The organism is Sinomonas humi, assembly GCF_000802235.1.
Lineage (GTDB): Bacteria > Actinomycetota > Actinomycetes > Actinomycetales > Micrococcaceae > Sinomonas > Sinomonas humi.
This window is the reverse complement of the sequence record NZ_JTDL01000037.1, coordinates 188849-208702: the sequence shown is the minus strand read 5'-3', so window position 1 is coordinate 208702 and position 19854 is coordinate 188849. Positions and strand designations below refer to the sequence as shown.

The following is a 19854-nucleotide window of genomic DNA, read 5'->3' as shown; positions in this document are numbered from 1 at the left end:
GGAGCCTCGCTCAGAAGAGTCCCTCGGGGCGCCCTAGCTCGTCGAGGCCCATCCGCAGAGCGCCGGGGTTCTTCGGAAGCCCGGGCATTGTCATGAGGGTACCGGTGACGGCAATGATGAAACCGGCCCCCGTGCGTGCGCGGAGCTCCCGGACGTGGACGGTAAACCCTTCAGGGGCACCGAGCAGCGACGGGTTGTCTGAGAACGAGTACTGCGTCTTCGCCATGCATACAGGCAGCGCGTCCCAACCGTTCTCGCGGATCTGGGCGAGCTGGCGCCGAGCGGCTTCGGAGAACTCTGCATCAGCCCCGCCGTAGACCTCGCGGACGATGGTGCGGATCTTCTCTTCAACCGGCAGATCGAGGGGGTAGAGCTGACGGCACTCGCCGGGGGCAGAGAGCGCCGCCAGAACTTCCTGCGCTAGCTCGTCGCCGCCGTCGTCCCCGCCGCCTCGCCCCCAGACATCGGCCACGGCCGCGCGAACGCCGGCTTGGCGGCACCAGGCGAGGATCGCCGCGAGCTCTTCGTCGGTGTCGGTCGCGAAGCGGTTCACGGCGACCACGGGTTCGAGCCCGAACTTGCGCACGGTGGAGAGGTGCCGGGCCAGGTTGGGCAGTCCGGACTCGAGGGCGGCGACATCCGGCTCGGTGAGCCGATCGAGGGGGAGGCCCCCGTGGTGTTTGAGCGCGCGGACCGTCGCGACGAGGACGACGGCGGAAGGCGCCACGTCTGCGCAGCGCGCCTTGATGTCCACGAACTTTTCGGCGCCGAGATCCGCCCCGAACCCGGCCTCGGTCACGACGATCTCGGCGAGGCGGCGGGCCGTCGTCGTCGCGATGACGGAATTGCAGCCGTGGGCGATGTTCGCGAAGGGGCCGCCGTGCACGAGGGCTGGCGTCCCGGCGATTGTCTGGACGAGATTCGGCTTGATGGCGTCCTTGAGGAGCATCGCCATGACGCCCTGGGCCCCCAGATCGGCGACTCTGACGGGGCGCCTGTCGTACGTGTAGCCGATGGTGATCCGGGCGAGGCGTTCGGTGAGGTCGCGGGGTGAGGAAGCAAGGCAGAAGACAGCCATCACTTCGGAAGCCACCGTGATGTCGAACCCGTCCTGGCGCGGCACGCCCTGCGCGGGGCCCCCGAGTCCCACGACGATCTCGCGCAGGCTGCGGTCGTTCATGTCCATAACGCGTCGGAACGTGATGCGGCGCGGATCGATCGCCAGCTCGTTGCCTTGGAACATGTGGTTGTCGATCAGGGCGCACAGCGCGTTGTTCGCGGAGGTGATGGCGTGGAAGTCACCCGTGAAATGGAGGTTGATGTCATCCATCGGAAGGATCTGGGAGCGGCCGCCGCCCGTCGCCCCGCCCTTCATGCCGAGCACTGGGCCGAGGCTGGGTTCCCGGATCGCCACCATGGTGCGCTTGCCGGCGCGCGCGAGGGCGTCGGCGAGGCCCACCGTGAGGGTCGACTTGCCCTCGCCTGCTGGCGTTGGCGAAATGGCCGAGACCAGGACCACCTGCCCAAGCGCACTCGCGGGGGGCAACTGGGCGACGTCGATCTTTGCCTTGTAACGGCCATACGGCTCGATCGCTTCCTCCGGAATCCCGGCTGATGCGGCGATCTCTGCGATGGGGCGGAGTGTTGCGGCCCGCGCGATCTCGAGATCGCTGGGCGTGGCGGCCGTGGCGCTCATGAGCCTCACCCTACCGCGCTGCCTACTGCCCGGTTAGGTGGCGGGCAGGGCGTCGGACACCAAGAGGGACGGGTCAGGTCGCGACGGGGTGTGCGCTGACGTGCGCCCGGACCGCCCGCCGATACGCCGCGCGGGTCCCCTCGGCGGTCTGCTCCCAGCCGAAGCGCTGGGCGTAGATCGAGGCCGCCCGCCCCAAGTCCACGCGGGTTGAGGGGTCATCGTAGAGCTGCTCGAGGACACTGGCCCATTCGATGGGATCGTGGCTTCCCACGAGGAATCCGGTGCGTCCATCACACACCGCCTTCGGCAGGCCGCCCACGCGGGCGGCGACGACCGGGGTCCCGCACGCCTGCGCCTCGAGCGCCACGAGCCCGAACGATTCCGAATAGCTCGGCATGGCCACCACGTCGGCAGACCTGAACCACTCGGCGAGCACACCGGCGGGGACGGGTGGGAGACGGTGGACGACGCCGTCGAGCCCCTCTTGGCTCGCGAGCTCGTCGAGGTCGAGACCCAGGGAGCCGCTCGGCGCGCCGATGATGGTCACGGCGAGCGGGATGTCGGGACGACGACGGCGGAGCTCGCCCGCCGCCGCCACGAGCACTTGAGGCCCCTTGAGCCGCTGCAACCGGCCGGCGAAGAGAATGTGGAACGTGGCCGCCGGGACCCCCGATGCGACCCGCGAGCGGGAACGGAACGCCGGGCGGAAGACGTCGAGGTCCACCCCGGGGTTCACGATGTCGATACGGTCCTCGTCGACGTCGTAATGCCGCACGAGCTCGTCCCGCTCAGCCGCCGTGTTCGCGGTGAGCCACGTCGCGCCGTCGGCGATGAGCTGCTCCCCGCGCTCGCGCCAGGTCGGCTCGGGCAGGTCGCCGGCGGCGAGGTGGCGGTTCTTGACCCGCGCCATGGTGTGCATCGTGTGGACGAGCGGGACCTCCCACTCGGCGGCCGCGCGGAGGCCCGCGAGTCCGGAGACCCAGTAGTGGCTGTGCACGACCCGCGGCCGCGGGGCGCTCTGCATCCGGCGGAGCAGGCCCTCGGCGAATTCATCCGCAATGGGCGGCATCTGCTCCTTCACGAGGCGACGGCGGGGGCCGGCCTCGATGTGGTGGACCTTCACGCCGGGGCCGAGGAGGACGGTGTTGGGCTGCACGGGATCGGTCGCCCGCGTGTAGATGTCGACGCCGAGGCCGTCGGCGGCGAGGGCACGCGCGAGGTGGCTGATGTAGACGTTCATGCCCCCCGCATCGCCCGCTCCCGGCTGCTCGAGGGGCGACGTGTGGAGGCTGATCATCGCCACGCGGTCCTGGTGCTGCACGATACAAGGCTACGGTTTCCTCGCCGCTGCCCGGCAGTCGGGACTCCAGAGGAGCCCCATTCGGGCGGGCTGCTGTGGGCGCCGCCGGTAGACTCGGGGCGTGACTTCCACGCGCGACCCCGAAGTAGAACGCCTTCCTCGCCTTCCCGAGCGGGCCGCCGTCGTTGATCTGGAGGCCATCCGGCACAACGTCCGCCTTGTCCGGACGGTCGCGGAGCCGGCGCGCGTCATGGCCGTCGTCAAGGCGGACGCCTACGGGCATGGAGCCGTCCCCGTTGCGCGTGCCGCGCTCGAAGCCGGAGCCGCCTGGCTCGGAGTCGCGCACATCAGCGAGGCGCTCACCCTCCGAGCTGCCGGCATCGAGGCGCCCACCCTCGCATGGCTTCACACGACCGACAGCAACTTCTCCGCGGCCGTGGGCGCCGGTGTCGACCTCGGCTGCTCCGGGTGGGAGCTCGGGCGGATCGCGGATGCTGCCCGCGAGCAGCAGCGCCCGGCCCGTGTGCACCTCAAGATCGACACTGGACTCGGCCGGAACGGCGTGACGCCCGACCGTTGGGAGGCCGTGCTCGACGAGGCCACCGACTACCAGGATCAGGGGCTGCTCCGCGTCGTCGGCGTCTTCAGCCACCTCGCCGTCGCCGACGAGCCCGACCGGCCCGAGACGGACGTCCAGCTGGGCGTGTTCCGCGACGCCGTCGCGCTCGCCGAGGACGCCGGGTGCGACCTCGAGGTGCGTCACATCGCCAACTCGCCTGCGATCTTTTCGCGGCCCGACACCCACTTCGATCTCGTCCGTGCCGGGATCTCCATCTACGGCCTTTCGCCGTTCCCAGATCAGTTCTCCTCCGACCTCGGGCTGCGCCCGGCTATGACCCTGCGGACTCTGGTTTCCCAGTGCAAGCGTGTGCCAGCCGGGCAGGGCGTGAGCTACGGGCTGACCTACCGCACGCCTGGCGAGAGCGCGCTCGGACTCATCCCGCTCGGCTACGCGGACGGTGTTCCGCGTACGTCCAGTGGCGGCCCCGTCCGGATCGGCGACAAGACGTATCGCGTCGTCGGGCGCGTCGCGATGGACCAGATGGTCGTGGACCTCGGGCCAGAGGCCGACGTCGAAGCTCTCGCGGGCGGCGAGGCCGTGCTCTTCGGGACGGGCGACGACGGCGGCCCCACCGCGGACGACTGGGCCCGCGCTGCCGGGACCATCAACTACGAGATCGTCACCCGGATCAGCCCCCGTGTGCCCCGTATCCACGTCGATTCGGCAGAGGGCGAGCCCGGGACGGGAATCGCTCCGGGCGCCGTGGCGACCGTAGGGGGAGGGCCGGCGTGAGTGCGACCGGTCCACTTTCCGCCGGTCCGCGTTCTGGCGGTCGAACCCCGGCCTGGGAGCTCCGGGCGACGCCGACGACGGCGGAGGAGACCCAGGCGCTCGGCGCGGCACTAGGGCGAATCCTCGAGGCGGGCGATCTCGTCGTGCTCACGGGCGCACTCGGCGCGGGGAAGACGACCTTCACCCAAGGCCTTGGTGCGGGCCTCGGCGTGCGCGGTGGGATCATCTCGCCGACCTTCGTGCTGGTACGCATCCACCCGAACCTCCCTGACGGCCCCCGTCCCGGGGGCCCCGACCTCGTCCACGTCGACGGGTACAGGCTCGAGGGAGAGGGGGAGGTCGAGGACCTCGACCTCGAGAATTGGGCCGACAGTTCGGTCACGGTTGTCGAGTGGGGCAGGGGGCTCGTCGAGGGCCTTGCGGAGTCCTGGCTGGACATCGAGCTCGATCGGGGACCTCTGCCCGGGATCGGCGGCGGCGCAGCGGGGGCGGATCCGGAAGTGGACTTCGATCCCACGGGTGCTGAGGCGAGCGTCGACGAAGAGTACGACGACGACGAGCCGCGCCTCGTCGTCGTTCGCGGCTTCGGGCCGCGGTGGGGGGAGCCGCCCGCTCTGCCCGGTGCTACTGCCCCAGAGCGCTCGGGGGATGCCCGGTGATCCTCCTCGTCATCGACACGTCCGCGATCGCGTCCGCGGCTCTTGTGCGCTGGCACGAGGACGAGCCTCGGGGCGCCGTCCTCGCCCAGTTCGCGACGGAGGACACTAAATCGCATGCCGAGGTCCTCGCTCCGGGCATCCGTGCGTTGCTCCTCGAGCAGGGGCTCAAGGGAGCGGACATCGACAGGATCGTGGTCGGCGTCGGCCCGGGTCCCTTCACAGGGCTCCGCTCGGGCATCGCCACGGCCCGGGCCCTCGCCTTCGCGTGGAACACCCCGCTCGCGGGCCTCATGAGTCTCGATGCGATCGCGTGGGACGTCCTCGCGGGAGCCAGACCACCGTTCTCCGAGTTTCTCGTCGCGACCGATGCCCGTCGGCGCGAGGTGTACTGGGCACGGTATTCGGCACGAGGCGTCCTCCTCGAAGGGCCTCAGGTCGACTATCCGGACGCACTCGGGGCGCTCCCGGTGTACGGCGCGGGCGCCGGGATCTACCGGGAGAAGCTCGAGGCGGCTGGCGCCGTCGTCGTCCGGGCCTTCGAGGACGCGCAGCCCACGGCCGCGTCTTTGGGGCTCGCCGCCGTCGAACGCCTGGCCCGCGGCGAAGAACTGCTTGACACCGCGCCGCGCTACCTCCGGGAATCAGACGCGCAGGTGCCCGGGCCACGGAAGAAGGCGCTCTGATGACCCAGCAGCCCCAGACGCAGTCCTTCCCGGCGGGGGTCGTGTTCCGGGACATGACCGAGGCGGACGTCCCCGCCGTCCACGCGCTCGAGAAGGTCCTGTTCCCCGTCGACGCTTGGCCGGAGCGCATGTTCCGCGACGAACTCTCGCAGCCCGAAACGAGGCGCTACTACGTGGCCGAGGAGCGAGGGCCGGAGGACGCGCCGCGGATCATCGCCTACGCCGGCGTCATGTGCGTCCCGCCCATCGCGGACGTGCAGACCATCGCCGTCGTGCCGGAACGGGAGGGCCTGGGCATCGGCTCGGCCGTGCTCACGGAGCTCATCGACGAGGCCCGGCGCCGCGGCGCGCAGGACGTGCTGCTCGAGGTCCGAGCCGACAACCCGCGGGCACAGGCGCTCTACCGCCGCTTCGGCTTCACCCAGATCCATACGCGCCGGCGTTACTACCGGGACGGGGTCGACGCCCACATCATGCAGCTGCCGCTCGAGCGGCCCGAGGGAGGAGACCAGTGAAGGAGCCACTCGTCCTCGGGATCGAGTCGTCCTGCGACGAGACCGGCGTCGGGATCGTGCGGGGCACGAGGCTGCTCGCCAACACGGTCTCATCGTCGATGGACGAGCACGTACGCTTCGGCGGGGTGATCCCGGAGATCGCGTCCCGTGCGCACCTCGATGCAATCGTGCCCACGCTTACGGAGGCCCTCGACACTGCGGGCGTGACGCTCGAGGAAGTCGACGCGCTTGCCGTCACTTCCGGGCCGGGGCTCGCCGGGGCGCTCATGGTGGGGGTGTGCGCCGCGAAGGCTCTTGCCGTGGCCACCGACAAGCCGCTGTATGCGATCAACCACCTTGTGGCGCATGTTGGCGTCGGGCTGCTCGACGGCGGCGTGTACGGCGGGGCATTGCCGGAAGACCTCGGCGCGTTGCTCGTCTCGGGCGGCCACACCGAGATCTTGCGCGTGCGGAACATCGCGTCCGACGTCGAACTGCTCGGATCGACGATTGACGACGCGGCCGGCGAAGCCTACGACAAGGTGGCCCGGCTCCTCGGGCTTGGCTACCCCGGCGGCCCGGCCATAGACCGCCTCGCGAAGGAGGGCGATCCGCGTGCCTTCCGGTTCCCCCGCGGCCTCACCCAGCCGAAGTACATGGGATCCGCGGAGGTGCCCGGCCCGCACCGCTACGACTGGTCCTTTTCGGGCCTCAAGACGGCCGTCGCTCGATGCGTCGAGCAGCACGAGGCTGCGGGCAAGCCCGTGCCGGTCGCGGACATCGCGGCGTCGTTCCAGGAGGCCGTCGTCGACGTCGTGACCTCGAAGGCGATCCTCGCGTGCCGTGAGCACGGGCTCCGCAACCTCCTGCTGGGCGGGGGAGTGGCCGCCAACTCGCGGCTGCGCGACCTCACCGCGGAACGATGCGCGGCCGCCGGCATTTCCCTCGCCGTACCGCCCTTCTCCCTCTGCACCGACAACGGGGCCATGGTTGCCGCCCTCGCTGCCCGGGTCATCATGGACGGGCGCTCGCCGAGCGAGCTTTCGTTCGCGCCGGACTCGTCGCTTCCGGTCACGACGGTCTCCGCCTGACCTCGCCGCATCAGCACTGCGGGGAGGAGCTGACGGCGCAGGCGATCACGGCCTCTGGTCGCGGGCCTTCCGCCATGCGATGGCGCCCTCGATCGCCCCGTAGATCACGCCCGCCAGGACGACGAGCAGGGCCGCCTGCGCGTGCGAGGTCACCGCGAGGATGACGGCGACCACCGCGATCACGAACAGGAGCCGCCCAGGCGAGCGGCGTCGTCGTGCTCGCGGTTCGCTCACGCCGGGTAGCCCTCCCGCATGAGGCGGGCCTCCTCGAGGACGACGGCGCGGAGGTCGCCGCCGTGCGCTTCCGCCGTGCGCCGCTGCCGCTGGTAGCCGGCGCCGCGGCGGATGATGCCCTCGATGTCCCGGAGCTCGTTCTCGCAGCCGAGATCGCGGGCGATGGGCTCAAGGCGGTCGAGGGTCTCCGCGAGATGTTCCGTCACGAGCTGTTCGCGGCCCGCTGCGTCGAGGATGATGATCGCGTCCAGGCCGTAGCGCGCCGAGCGCCACTTGTTCTCCTGCACGTGCCATGGGGGCATGGTCGGGATCGAGCCGCCGCCGTCCAGCGTCCGGGACGCCTCCTCCACGAGGCATTGCGTGAGCGCTCCGATTGCCCCGACCTCCTCTAGGGTCGAGAGTCCATCGCACACACGCATCTCGATCGTGCCGAGGCGTGGGACGGGGCGGATGTCCCAGCGGATCTCGCTGATGATGTCGATCACCCCGGTTGTGAGCATGTCCTGGACGTAGCCCTCGAAGCCGGCCCAATCCGAGAACTGGAAGGGAAGCCCGGCGGTGGGAAGCTGTTGGAACATGAGCGCGCGCTGCGAGGCGTACCCCGTGTCCTCGCCGCCCCAATAAGGGCTCGACGCCGAGAGGGCTTGGAAGTGGGGGAAGTAGTTGACGAGGGCGTCGAGGACCGGCATCGCCTTATCGCCGCGGTCCAGGCCCACGTGGATGTGCACGCCGTAGATGACCATCTGCCTGCCCCACCACTGGGTCCGGTCGATGAGCTTCGCGTAGCGGTCCTTGTCGGTCACCGGTTGGAGGCGCGGGGGGCTGAACGGATGGCTTCCCGCGGAGAACAGCTCGACGCCCAGCCGGTCGGTCACATCTCGGACCGCGGCCATCGTCGTCGCGAGGTCGTCCTTTGCTTCCCGCACAGTGTTGTGGACGTCTGTCACGATCTCGACAGTGTTGAGCAGGAGCTCCTGATGGACCCTTGGGCAATCGGCGTTGAGTTCGGGATGCTCGGCGAATACGCCCCGCATGACGTCCGGGGCTGCCGAGACCAGTTCGGCCCCGTGCCGGTCCACGAGAGCGAGCTCCCATTCCATCCCGATCGTGGACTGCTTCGAGGGCGCGAAGTCGATGCGCATAGTTCGCCCCCGCTTCCGAGCTCAGGCTCCGGCTGAGCCGCAGCGTCCTTACAGAACGTGCCCAGTCTAGGGCAGTGGCGCTCGCCCCGAGTCCGCCCGGCTCGTGTGCGGCTGGCCCGCTCGTGGGGCCATGCCCCGCTCGTGTGCGGCTGCCCCGCTCATGCGCGGCTGCCCACGCGCCCAGATGCGGGGGAGAGCGCCGATTGCGCAAGACGGACGGCCAAGTCCAGGTGGTCCACACGGGCGCGGTTGTCCACATACGGGATGAAGAGCCCCCTAAGCGACACGCCGCCCGGGCAGGATGGCTTGATGGACCCGAAAACCGCGAGACGCCTTGTTTCCCAACGCTGGCCGGGAGGAATAGTGGCCTCAACGCGCGACCTTCAGGAGGCAGGCCTTGACGACCGTGTTCTGACGACGTCTGTGAGGTCTGGATTCCTCGAACGCATCCGCCGTGGAGCCTATGCACGCTCCGAGGATTGGGAAGGGCTCAGCCCTTGGATTCGGGACGAATACCGAATCGAAGCACATGCAGCCGGCACAGGCGGCCGAGCGGTATACAGTCACACATCAGCGGCGAGGCTTCACGGCTTTGCAACCTGGGGCGTCGGCTCCACTGTCCACATCATCGGAAGCACGAATTCGGGGACGAGCCATGCCCCGGACACCGCCACACACCGTGTCCCGCTCGAGGACGCCGAGATCGTCATGGTTCGGACACGCGGCGGCCGCCTGGTGCGTGCGACGGAGCCTGTACGTACCGTTCTCGACTGCGCGAGGACACTCCTCCCTGAACGGGCGGCGGTTATCGGAGACAGTGCTCTCCGCGGGGGAGTCATGCTTGGTGATCTTGAAAGCGCGCTCGAAGCTTCACCCATTGTCCGTGGAGGAGCCCGTGCGGCACGGCTTCTGCGACTCCTGGATGCCCGCGCGGAATCGGCTGGCGAGACCCGTACGCGCTTGCTGCTCTCGAGGCTCGGGGTTGAGCCTCCCGAGACGCAGGTGTGCATCGAAACGCCTCACGGCTCCTACCGCGCCGACTTCGGTTGGCGACGCTTCAAGCTCATTCTTGAGTTCGATGGTCGGGGCAAGTACTTCGACTATCGGCCTACGCCCGAAGTGCTGCTTCTCGAGCGGCGCCGTGAGGCCGCCCTCATCGAGCTGGGATGGCGTTTCGTCCGTCTCGTATGGTCGGATCTGGAGCATCCGGAACTGGTCGGAGCACGCTTGGCTGCTGCGTTTGCAGCCGCCGCCTGATCTCGTTCCGCTCTCGTCAGACACGCTTTCCCGCCAAATGGGCGGTTGCCCCGCTCCTGAGCGGTTGCCCATGCGCGCAAGTGCGGGGGAGGGCGCCAGGTGCGGGGGAGGGCGCCGGGTGCGGGGGAGGGCGCCAGATGGTGCTAAACACGCTCGAGGATCTCCCGAGTCCGGGCCGCGTCTGGAAGGCAGCCAAAGCCGAGGCTCCGGTCGTCGCCGAGTCGTGCGGCGAGAAACGCCTCTGCGACGGACGACGGCGCGTGGCTGACGAGGAGCGCGGCCTCGAGAGCCAAAGCGAGCTCCTCCGCGAGGCGCCGCGCCCACGATTGCGCCGCCTCGGGTTCTCGCCTCGCATCGGACATGAGCGAGAGCGACCGGTTCAGCTGACGGTCAAGCAGCGGATCGGCGCCGCGCCGGAGCTCGAGTTCATCCGCGAGGGCCTCGGCGGACTCGGGCTCGCGCGCGAGCGCCCGCAGCACATCCAACGCAACAACGTTTCCCGAGCCCTCCCAGATGGCCAGCACGGGCTGCTCGCGATATCGCATGGCGAGCGGGAAATCCTCGGTGTAGCCGTTGCCTCCCAGGCATTGGAGAGCTTCGGCCGCGTGGGCAGGGCCTCGCTGACAGACCCAGAACTTCGCCACCGCAGTTGCGATCCGCGCGAAGCTGCGCTCGCGGGCCGCGCCCGCTGCCGATTCCCGGCTCCTCAGGGCATCGGCGCCAGAGCCGGTGACCGCTTGGGCGTGGGAGGCGACGGCGTCGACGCCAGCCGGCCACGCGGCGTCGTCCGCTGCCGCGAGCCGCAGACCGAGTGCGATCGACGCCTCTGCTTCAATCGCGAGGTCGGCCAGAACTGCCGCCATGGCCGGCTGGTCTATGAGCAGCTTGCCGAAGGCTCGCCGGTGCCGGGCATGCCATACCGCCTCGGCAACGCCTTGCCGCATGCCCGCGGCCGTGCCGAGGACGCAGTCCAGACGGGTCTCGTGAACCATGTCGAGGATCGTCCGGACACCTCGACCAGCGTCTCCGACCCGCCAGCCGAACGTCTCCTCAAACGCCACCTCCGCGGAAGCATTCGCCCGGTTTCCAAGCTTGGACTTGAGCCGCACCAGTCGGAAGGCGTTTCGCGTCCCGTCGTGGAGCACGCGGGGGACAAGGAAGCACGAGAGTCCAGACTGTTCCTGCGCGAGCACGAGGAACGCGTCGCTCATGGGGGCCGAGCAGAACCACTTCTCGCCGGTGATGCGCGCGGTGCCATCGCCGGCGTCGAACGCCATGGTCGTGTTGGCGCGCACGTCAGAACCACCCTGTCGTTCGGTCATTGCCATGCCGATCAGTGCACCCGGCTTCTCGACTGGCGGGACAAGGCGCGGTTCGTAGCCGGTGCCGTAGAGGAGCGGAAGCCACGAGAGGGCGACGGCGGGCTCCCTGGAGAGCGCGGGAACGGCGGCGTGCGTCATGGAGACGGGGCATGCGTGGCCCGGCTCGACCTGGGCGAACAGCATGAAGGCCGCGGCCCGCGCGACGTGAGCACCTGGGCGCGGGTGGGCCCACGACGACGTGTGGGCGCCGTGCGCTACGGCGTCACCGAGAACGCGATGGTAGGCAGGGTGGTATTCGACCTCGTCGAGCCGCTCGCCGTAGCGGTCGAGCGCGTGGAGCGCGGGAATGTGCAGGTTCGCGAGGCGGGCATTCTCTTGGAACTCGGCAGAACCGACCAGCCGCCCCACCGTGGCGAGCGCGCCCGAGGCCCACCCCGCGCCGTGCCGCCGAACGCCGTCGACAAGGGCGCCATTCGTCGAGAACTCGTCGATGCCCACTCGCGGAGGCACCTGATTCGCCATCGTGTCCGGCATGCGACCATTGCACACCGGCGCGTGCCGAGGTGCCAGAGGCAGCATGCTTGGCCTTCGGCGCCCCGATAGCCTTGGAAGCGTGCCGATCCTCAACAAAGACATGACCCTGTGCATCTCGCTCTCGGCACGCCCGAGCAACAACGGGACGCGGTTCCACAACTTCCTCTACGATGCCCTCGAGCTCAACTGGATCTACAAGGCCTTCGCACCGACGAACCTCGAGCAGGCGATCGCGGGGGTGCGCGGGCTGGGGATCCGGGGGTGCGCCGTCTCGATGCCATACAAGGAAAGCGTGATCGCGTTGGTGGACCGGATGGATGCCTCTGCGGCTGCCATCGATTCGGTCAACACCATCGTCAATGACGGCGGTGTCCTCACCGCCTACAACACCGACTACACGGCCATAGCCCAACTCATCCAGTCGAATGGGCTCGACCCTGCCTCGTCGGTGCTGCTCCGCGGCTCGGGCGGAATGGCGAAGGCAACGGCGGCGGCTTTCCGCGATGCGGGGTTCCGGGACGTGACGATCCTCGCCCGGAACGAGGAAACTGGCCGCGCGCTCGCCGACCTCTACGGATTCCACTGGCGAGCCGAGCTGGGCGATGCGGAGGCCGAGGTCCTCGTCAACGTCACCCCGATCGGAATGGCAGGCGGTCCTGACGGCGATTCGCTCGCCTTCCCGACGTCCACGGTCGAGGCGGCGGGGGCCGTCTTCGACGTCGTTGCGGTTCCGGCCGAGACTCCTCTCGTGAAGGCAGGGCACGCCATGGACAAGAAGGTGATCAGTGGCGCCGAGGTCATGACCATCCAAGCGCTCGAGCAGTTCGTCCTCTACACCGGGATCCGGCCGAGCGACGAGCAAGTGCGGGCGGCTGAGGAGTTCATGCGCGCCCCCGTTTGATGGTCACCTACGGCGGGTGCGGGCGACGGCGGGGCGCGTTTCGTCTCGTTTGATGGTCACCTACCGCGGGTGCGGGCGACGGCGGGGCGCGTTTCGTCTCGTTTGATGGTCACCTACCGCGGGTGCGGGCGCGAAGAACCCGCAGGAGGTGACTTCTGGATGGGTGGGCACCGTCGGGAGGTGACTTCTGGATGGGTGGGCACCGTCGGGAGGTGACTTCTGGATGGGTGGGCACCGTCGGGAGGTGACTTCTGGATGGGTGGGCACCGTCGGGAGGTGACCCTTGGATGGGGGAGCCGGGTCAGACTGGCTCGACGATCGCCGCCACTCGGTGCTCGCCGATCCGCGTCAGGACCAGCGTGGCCCGCCGGTGGGGCTTCTTCTTGGGCGCCTTGCCAAGACCGAGGAAGAGCAGCTTGCGCAGTTCGTCGGGCGCGACCGCCATTCCTCGTTTCTTGATGTCGAGGGCCGTGATGCCCTCGTCGCGGACCCATTGCCGGAGCGCCCGCACGTTGTACGGGCGCACCTCGAGCACCCGATACGCCCTGGCAAACGGCGTCGCGGAGAGGTCCGGCGCGCAGAAGTACGCAATGTGCGGATCTACGAGGTGACCCCCGAGCCGGTCGGCGAGTTCGGCCACGAGGCCCGCGCGGATCACGGCGCCGTCCGGCTCGTAGAGGAAGCCCTCGAGCGGGCCGATCTTCGGGTGCACACCCTCGCCGAAATCCGTCTCCGCGACCAGTTCAGCGGCCGAGTCCCCTGAGAGCACGAGCGCTGCGCGGCGGACGGTGGGGCGCCGGAGAGCGTTGAAATACAGCGCGACCTCCGCGACGTCGCCGTCGACCGAGACCCACTGCGCCTCGCAGCCTCCGGGGACAGAAGGATGGGGGATGCCCGGTCCGAGCTTGACGCCGACGGGGAGTCCTTTGTCTGCGAGCTCGGCCGCGAAGCTCAGCGGAGGCGAGAATTCCTCGGGGTCCCACAAGCGGGTGGTGCCCGACGTCGTCGTCGTTCGCCGCGCGGGGTCCAGCCATACGCCTTCGATCCCGTCGAGCGGGACGGTCTGCGCGTCAGCGTGGACGACGCGGACGTTGGGAAACGGCATGAGGTTGATGGTCGCGCACGCTGCGGTCGTCTCATCGAGTTCGACGGCTGTGACCTCGAGGTCTAGCGAGGCCATGGCCATGGCATCCGCACCGAGACCGCACCCCAGGTCCGCCACGCTCCGGACGCCGCCGTCGACGAAGCGTCGCGCGTGCCGGGCCGCGATGCTCAGGCGCGTTGCCTGCTCGAGCCCCGCACGGGTGAACAGCATGTGGCGGGAGAATTCCCCGAACTTGGCCTCCGCTTTGACCCTCAATCGAGCCTGGCTCAGGACGGCGGAAACAAGCTCAGGTGCGTGGCCGGCCTTGCGAAGGCGCGCCGTGATCGCGAGTACGTCCTCTTCCCGGTAGGGGCCGAGCGAGTTGAGGAGGGCCCAGCCTTCCGAGGTCAGCAGAGGGGCGAGCTGCTCGGCGGCGTGGGGGTCCTGAGCCATGGATCAAGCCTAGTTCACCCCACGCCGGTCCCAGGCGAGAGCAGCCGTTCCGGATATGGTGGAGACATGGAGACGACGCCTGCTGACGCCTCGCCCACTGCCAACCACCGGGGGCTCTCCCGCTTTGTCCGGCCCTTGCTCATCCTCGGAATCGTTCTCGCTGCGGTGTCTGCGGTCCTGCTCTTCATCGTCCTCGGCCTCGATGCGTTCACTGCGACCGTCTACTCCGTAGGCGGCAAGAGCATCAACGATCCGACCCCGGAGGCCGAGGCGCTCCGCGACCAGTACCTTGGGGCGAAGATCGCCGCGATCGTGGGCCTCGTGATCGGAGGCGTCCTCCTGGTCGGCTCGCTCGTTGTCATGTACCTGAACCGCTCCCGCAACGGCGACGACGGCGACGACCTGAGCTTCGAGGAGCTCGCGGGCGAATAAGGCAGCCCTGTGGGTCCCACGATTGGCACTCGCCTTGACCGAGTGCCAACGGCTCAATAGAGTCAGCAGTAGCACTCGACCTGTGCGAGTGCTAACTGTCCAGGCACGCTCCCGGCACCCGCGACGACGGTTGCATGCCCGGCTCCCATTTCTGTGACCCGTTCATGAAAAGGAGAGATCCGTGTCGGTCTCCATCAAGCCTCTCGAGGACCGTATTGTCGTCAAGCCGCTCGAGGCGGAGCAGACCACTGCTTCTGGCCTCGTGATCCCGGACACCGCCAAGGAGAAGCCGCAGGAGGGCGAAGTTGTCGCCGTCGGCCCCGGTCGCGTCGATGACAACGGCAACCGCGTCCCCGTCGACGTGACGGTCGGCGACGTCGTCCTCTACTCGAAGTACGGCGGAACCGAGGTCAAGACGGGCGGCAGCGAGTACCTCGTGCTCTCCGCCCGCGACGTCCTCGCGATCGTCGTCAAGTAGTTCCCGCCGAGCAGGACTTCAACGGCAGCACCCCGGTCACGCGGCCGGGGTGCTGCCCTTGAACCCAAGGAGAAGCGAATGGCAAAGCAGCTCGCATTCAACCAGGACGCCCGCAAGGCCCTCGAGGCCGGCGTCGACAAGCTCGCCGACACCGTAAAGGTGACCCTCGGCCCGCGCGGCCGCAACGTCGTCCTCGACAAGAAGTGGGGCGCGCCGACCATCACGAACGACGGCGTGACCATCGCCCGCGAGGTCGAGCTCGAGGATCCGTACGAGAACCTCGGCGCCCAGCTCGCCAAGGAAGTCGCCACCAAGACGAACGACGTCGCCGGCGACGGCACGACGACGGCGACTGTCCTCGCGCAGGCGCTCGTCAAGGAAGGCCTGCGGAACGTTGCCGCCGGCGCGGCACCGGGCGACATCAAGCGCGGGATCGAGGCGGCCGTCGAGGCCGTCGTCACCCGCCTGGGCGAGAACGCCCGCGAGGTCTCCGGCGATCACGTCGCCAACGTCGCCGCGATCTCGGCCCAGTCGGACGAGATCGGCGAGCTCCTCGCCGAGGCGTTCGCGAAGGTCGGCCAGGACGGCGTCATCACGATCGAGGAAGCCTCGACGACCCAGACCGAGCTCGTGCTCACCGAGGGCATGCAGTTCGACAAGGGTTACCTCTCGCCGTACTTCGTGACCGACGCCGAGCGCCAGGAGGCCGTCCTCGAGGACGCGTTCATCCTCATCCACCAGGGCAAGATCTCGTCGCTGCAGGACTTCCTCCCGCTCCTCGAGAAGACCCTCCAGGCCTCGAAGCCGCTGTTCATCATCGCGGAGGACGTCGAGGGCGAGGCCCTGTCGACGCTCATCGTCAACAAGATCCGCGGCACCCTCAACGCCGTCGCGGTCAAGGCTCCGGGCTTCGGCGACCGCCGCAAGGCCATGCTCCAGGACATCGCGACCCTCACGGGTGCGCAGGTCATCTCCCCGGAGGTGGGCCTGAGCCTCGATCAGGTTGGCCTCGAGCAGCTCGGCACCGCACGCCGCATCACGGTCACGAAGGACACGACGACGATCGTCGACGGCGCCGGCTCGGCCGAGGACGTCGCGGCTCGCGTTGCGCAGCTTCGGGCTGAGCTCACCCGCACCGATTCCGATTGGGATCGCGAGAAGCTCCAGGAGCGCCTCGCGAAGCTCGCGGGCGGTATCGGCGTCATCAAGGTCGGCGCTGCGACCGAGGTGGAGCTCAAGGAGAAGAAGCACCGCATCGAGGACGCCGTGTCCTCGACGCGTGCTGCCCTTGAGGAAGGCATCGTGGCGGGCGGTGGCTCTGCCCTCGTCCACGCCGTGCGCGTCCTCGACGAGAACGAGACGATCAAGGGCCTCTCGGGCGACACTGCGGTCGGCGTCAACATTGTGCGCCGCGCGCTCGTCCAGCCCCTGCGCTGGATCGCGCACAACGCGGGCTTCGACGGTCACGTTGTGGCCGCACGGGTCGCGGAGGCCGAGGTGAACAACGGCTTCAACGCGAAGACCGGCGAGTACGAGGATCTCATCGCGGCTGGCGTGATCGACCCCGTCAAGGTGACGCGTTCCGCCCTGCGCAACGCGGCATCGATCGCGGCTCTCGTGCTGACGACCGAGACGCTCGTGGCCGACAAGCCGGCCGAGGACGACCACGCGGGCCACAACCACTAAGGCACGCTGGTCGGCGCTCAACGCCTGATCCAACGAGGGCCGTCCCCTTCCGGGGCGGCCCTCGTTGTGCGTTTGGTCACCCGGTACCGCCGCCGGAATACCTGCCCGCCCGGCGAAAGTTTAGGATAGAAAGCACCGCAGCAGACCACGCCCGTAAGTACTGGCTGGTCATCAGCACTTCCCGTCAGTTTCGCGCCGCACCCCCTCGGCGCAGGCCAAGGAGCACTCATGACCACCGCCCCCGAGCACGACCCCTTCGGCTTCCTCGGACTCACCTACGACGACGTCCTCCTGCTGCCCGGCCCGACGGACGTCATCCCGTCCGAAGCCGATACCTCGACCCGCCTCTCGCGCCGCATCCGGCTCGGCATCCCCGTCCTCTCTGCCGCGATGGACACCGTGACCGAGGCTCGGATGGCCATCAGCCTCGCCCGTCAGGGCGGCATCGGCATCCTCCACCGCAACCTGTCGATTGAGGATCAGGCCGAGCAGGTCGATCAGGTCAAGCGCAGCGAGTCAGGGATGATCACGAAGCCTGTGACCGTCGGCCCAGATGCCACGCTCAAGGAACTCGACGATCTGTGCGCCCACTATCGCGTCTCGGGCCTCCCCGTGGTCGACGAGGGGCGCCGACTGCTCGGCATCATCACGAACCGCGACACGCGTTTCATCCCGTACGAGGAGTTCGCGAGCCGCAAGGTCCACGAGGTCATGACGCCGATGCCGCTCGTGACAGCAAAGGTCGGCGTGGCTCGAGACGAGGTCATCGGCCTCCTCGGCAAGCACCGGATCGAGAAGCTTCCGCTCGTCGACGACGACGGCATCCTGCAGGGCCTCATCACGGTCAAGGACTTCGAGAAAGCGGACCAGTACCCGAACGCCACAAAGGATGAGTCGGGCCGGCTTCGCGTCGGTGCCGCCGTCGGCTTCTTCGGAGACGGATACGAGCGCGCCATGACGATGGTCGAGGCCGGCGTCGACGTGCTCGTCGTGGACACGGCGAACGGCCACAGCCAGGGCGTCCTCGACATGATCGCCAGGCTCAAGAAGGACCCAGCCGCCGCTCACGTCGACGTCATCGGCGGCCAGGCGGCGACCCGCGAGGGAGCCCAAGCCCTCATCGACGCAGGCGCCGATGCGATCAAGGTCGGCGTCGGCCCGGGATCCATCTGCACAACGCGCGTCGTCGCCGGCGTGGGCGTTCCCCAGGTCACGGCGATCTACGAGTCCGCGAAGGCCGCCATCCCCGCCGGAGTCCCGGTGATTGCCGACGGCGGGCTCCAGTACTCGGGCGACATCGGCAAGGCGATTGTCGCCGGAGCCGACTCCGTCATGCTCGGCTCGCTCCTCGCAGGTACGGCCGAGGCCCCCGGTGACCTCGTCTTCATGAACGGCAAGCAGTTCAAGTCCTACCGTGGGATGGGCTCGCTCGGCGCGATGCAGACGCGCGGGAAGAACACGTCCTACTCCAAGGACCGCTACTTCCAAGCCGACGTCCCGAGCGACGAGAAGCTCGTCCCGGAGGGCATCGAGGGCCAAGTTCCCTACCGCGGGCCGCTCGCCGCCGTCGCCCATCAGCTCGTGGGCGGCCTCCGCCAGACGATGTTCTACGTCGGGGCGCACACCGTCGACGAGCTCAAGGCCAAGGGCAAGTTCGTCCGGATCACGTCGGCGGGCCTCAAGGAGAGCCACCCCCACGACATCATGATCACGGCCGAGGCTCCCAACTACCGCAAGTAGGCGCCTCCGGAGGCCCTCGCACCGACGGTGCGAGGGCCTCCGTCGTCCGGTCCTCCGCCGTGGGGTCGACTAAGGTAGAGGCCGTGACCTACGAGATCGAAATCGGCCGCGGCAAGCGTGGACGGCGCGCTTACTCCCTCGACGACATCGCCATTGTCCCCAATCGGCGGACCCGTGACCCTCAGGACGTCTCGGTCTCGTGGCAGATCGATGCCTATCGTTTCGAGATGCCGGTCATCGCTGCCCCGATGGACTCGGTCATGTCCCCGGCGACTGCCGTAGAGCTCGGGCGCCTCGGCGGTCTCGGAGTCCTCGATCTTGAGGGCCTCTGGACCCGCTACGAGGATCCGGAGCCGGTGCTCGCGGAGATCGCCTCGCTCGATGGGGACCCGTCGAGCCCGGCCGTCACGCGGCGCCTCCAGGAGCTGTACTCGCAGCCCGTCGACCCCGAGCTCATCACGTCGCGCCTCGCCGAGATGCGCGCGTCGGGCGTGACTGTCGCCGGGGCGCTCACACCCGCTAGCACTCTCCGCCACTACAAGACCGTGCTGGCGGCCGGCGTCGACCTCTTCGTCATCCGGGGCACGACCGTCTCCGCGGAGCACGTCTCGAAGAACCAGGAGCCGCTCAACCTCAAGAAGTTCATCTACGAACTGGACGTCCCGGTGATCGTGGGCGGGGCCGCGGGCTACACGCCGGCGCTGCACCTCATGCGCACGGGCGCGGCGGGCGTGCTTGTGGGCTTCGGCGGGGGAGCGACGACGACGACGCGGCGCGCCTTGGGCATTCATTCGCCCCTTGCGTCTGCCATCAGCGATGTCGCTGCAGCCCGGCGCGACTACATGGACGAATCCGGTGGCCGTTATGTGCACGTCATCGCCGACGGCGGGATGGGCACCTCGGGCGCGATCGTCAAGGCTATCGCCATGGGAGCCGACGCCGTCATGCTCGGCTCGGCCCTCGCCCGATCGCTTGAGGCGCCCGGCCGCGGCTGGCACTGGGGTGCCGAAGCGCATCACCCGGACACCCCGCGCGGGGAGCGCGTCAACGTTGGGACCGTCGGTCCCATGGAGGAAGTCCTTTTCGGCCCCGGGCACCACGCGGACGGAACGTCGAACCTTGTCGGCATGCTGCGCCGCTCAATGGCCACGACGGGGTACTCGGACCTCAAAGAATTCCAGCGTGTCGACGTCGTCGTGTCGCCGCACGCCTCGCGCTAGAGCCACGCACGGGCGGTGATCTGGGCGTGGACATGCCCCGGTGTTCCTTGACGCTCCGCCTAGACTCCTAGCAGGAAGTTCCGGGAGCGGAGGG

Annotated in this window: 18 protein-coding genes; 12 read left to right on the top strand and 6 right to left on the bottom strand. The window is 68.9% G+C overall.

Annotated features, from left to right (window positions below; translation table 11 throughout):
• Positions 1 to 10 precede the first annotated feature (10 nt).
• Together LK10_RS03320 and mshA are read right to left on the bottom strand one after the other, a co-directional pair.
• Positions 11 to 1696 carry a formate--tetrahydrofolate ligase gene (locus tag LK10_RS03320; RefSeq protein WP_043120034.1) on the bottom strand — a complete coding sequence of 562 codons (1686 nt, stop codon included), beginning with the start codon at positions 1694 to 1696 and terminating at the stop codon, positions 11 to 13.
• Positions 1697 to 1769: 73 nt separating this feature from the next.
• Positions 1770 to 2993: a D-inositol-3-phosphate glycosyltransferase gene (mshA, locus tag LK10_RS03315; protein WP_043120210.1), complete on the bottom strand. Its 1224-nt coding sequence runs from the start codon at positions 2991 to 2993 to the stop codon at positions 1770 to 1772.
• A gap of 124 nt (positions 2994 to 3117) precedes the next feature.
• On the opposite strand from mshA, the gene alr reads away from it, so the two are divergent.
• The 5 genes from alr to tsaD are packed head-to-tail and all read left to right on the top strand — an operon-like array spanning position 3118 to position 7277.
• Entirely contained in the window at positions 3118 to 4350 is a 1233-nt protein-coding gene (gene alr / locus LK10_RS22515) for an alanine racemase (RefSeq protein ID WP_052206879.1), read from the top strand.
• Entirely contained in the window at positions 4347 to 5009 is a 663-nt protein-coding gene (gene tsaE / locus LK10_RS22510; RefSeq protein WP_052206878.1) for a tRNA (adenosine(37)-N6)-threonylcarbamoyltransferase complex ATPase subunit type 1 TsaE, read from the top strand. The genes alr and tsaE overlap by 4 nt, the downstream gene beginning before the upstream one ends.
• On the top strand, positions 5006 to 5692 hold the full coding sequence (gene tsaB, locus LK10_RS03300; protein ID WP_043120032.1) for a tRNA (adenosine(37)-N6)-threonylcarbamoyltransferase complex dimerization subunit type 1 TsaB: 687 nt from the start codon (positions 5006 to 5008) through the stop codon (positions 5690 to 5692). The genes tsaE and tsaB overlap by 4 nt, the downstream gene beginning before the upstream one ends.
• A complete protein-coding gene (gene rimI / locus LK10_RS03295) occupies positions 5692 to 6207 on the top strand; it encodes a ribosomal protein S18-alanine N-acetyltransferase (RefSeq protein WP_043120030.1) in 516 nt (171 codons plus the stop codon). The genes tsaB and rimI overlap by 1 nt, the downstream gene beginning before the upstream one ends.
• On the top strand, positions 6204 to 7277 hold the full coding sequence (gene tsaD, locus LK10_RS03290) for a tRNA (adenosine(37)-N6)-threonylcarbamoyltransferase complex transferase subunit TsaD (protein ID WP_043120028.1): 1074 nt from the start codon (positions 6204 to 6206) through the stop codon (positions 7275 to 7277). Before rimI ends, tsaD begins: the two co-directional genes overlap by 4 nt.
• Positions 7278 to 7322: 45 nt before the next feature.
• Here the strand turns inward: tsaD and LK10_RS03285 are convergent, their stop codons facing one another.
• Positions 7323 to 7511, bottom strand: coding sequence for a hypothetical protein (locus tag LK10_RS03285; protein ID WP_043120026.1), 189 nt, complete (start codon positions 7509 to 7511; stop codon positions 7323 to 7325).
• On the bottom strand, positions 7508 to 8653 hold the full coding sequence (locus LK10_RS03280) for a glutamate--cysteine ligase (RefSeq protein ID WP_043120025.1): 1146 nt from the start codon (positions 8651 to 8653) through the stop codon (positions 7508 to 7510). The genes LK10_RS03285 and LK10_RS03280 overlap by 4 nt, the downstream gene beginning before the upstream one ends.
• Positions 8654 to 9016: 363 nt before the next feature.
• On the opposite strand from LK10_RS03280, the gene LK10_RS03275 reads away from it, so the two are divergent.
• Complete coding sequence (locus LK10_RS03275) at positions 9017 to 9910, top strand: hypothetical protein (RefSeq protein WP_052206877.1); 894 nt, start codon at positions 9017 to 9019, stop codon at positions 9908 to 9910.
• Between the two features lie 143 nt (positions 9911 to 10053).
• On the opposite strand, the gene LK10_RS03270 is transcribed toward LK10_RS03275, so the two are convergent.
• On the bottom strand, positions 10054 to 11766 hold the full coding sequence (locus tag LK10_RS03270) for an acyl-CoA dehydrogenase family protein (RefSeq protein ID WP_052206876.1): 1713 nt from the start codon (positions 11764 to 11766) through the stop codon (positions 10054 to 10056).
• 79 nt (positions 11767 to 11845) lie between these two features.
• Here LK10_RS03270 and LK10_RS03265 point away from each other — a divergent pair, with 79 nt between their 5' ends.
• Positions 11846 to 12667: a shikimate 5-dehydrogenase gene (locus LK10_RS03265; RefSeq protein WP_269429482.1), complete on the top strand. Its 822-nt coding sequence runs from the start codon at positions 11846 to 11848 to the stop codon at positions 12665 to 12667.
• 301 nt (positions 12668 to 12968) lie between these two features.
• Here LK10_RS03265 and LK10_RS03260 read toward each other — a convergent pair whose 3' ends face one another.
• The gene (locus tag LK10_RS03260; RefSeq protein ID WP_043120024.1) at positions 12969 to 14204 is read right to left on the bottom strand and encodes a class I SAM-dependent methyltransferase; all 1236 of its coding nucleotides are present in this window, start codon (positions 14202 to 14204) and stop codon (positions 12969 to 12971) included.
• A 66-nt stretch (positions 14205 to 14270) separates the two neighbouring features.
• Here LK10_RS03260 and LK10_RS03255 point away from each other — a divergent pair, with 66 nt between their 5' ends.
• The 5 genes from LK10_RS03255 (at position 14271) to LK10_RS03235 (ending at position 19760) form a co-directional block, all read left to right on the top strand.
• Entirely contained in the window at positions 14271 to 14636 is a 366-nt protein-coding gene (locus tag LK10_RS03255; RefSeq protein ID WP_043120022.1) for a hypothetical protein, read from the top strand.
• Positions 14637 to 14817: 181 nt separating this feature from the next.
• On the top strand, positions 14818 to 15114 hold the full coding sequence (gene groES, locus LK10_RS03250) for a co-chaperone GroES (RefSeq protein WP_043120020.1): 297 nt from the start codon (positions 14818 to 14820) through the stop codon (positions 15112 to 15114).
• A gap of 78 nt (positions 15115 to 15192) precedes the next feature.
• Positions 15193 to 16800 (top strand): chaperonin GroEL, encoded by a 1608-nt coding sequence (gene groL / locus LK10_RS03245; RefSeq protein WP_043120019.1) that lies wholly within the window; start codon positions 15193 to 15195, stop codon positions 16798 to 16800.
• 228 nt (positions 16801 to 17028) lie between these two features.
• Positions 17029 to 18540, top strand: coding sequence for an IMP dehydrogenase (guaB, locus tag LK10_RS03240; RefSeq protein ID WP_043120018.1), 1512 nt, complete (start codon positions 17029 to 17031; stop codon positions 18538 to 18540).
• Between the two features lie 83 nt (positions 18541 to 18623).
• Complete coding sequence (locus LK10_RS03235; protein ID WP_043120015.1) at positions 18624 to 19760, top strand: GuaB3 family IMP dehydrogenase-related protein; 1137 nt, start codon at positions 18624 to 18626, stop codon at positions 19758 to 19760.
• Positions 19761 to 19854 lie beyond the last annotated feature (94 nt).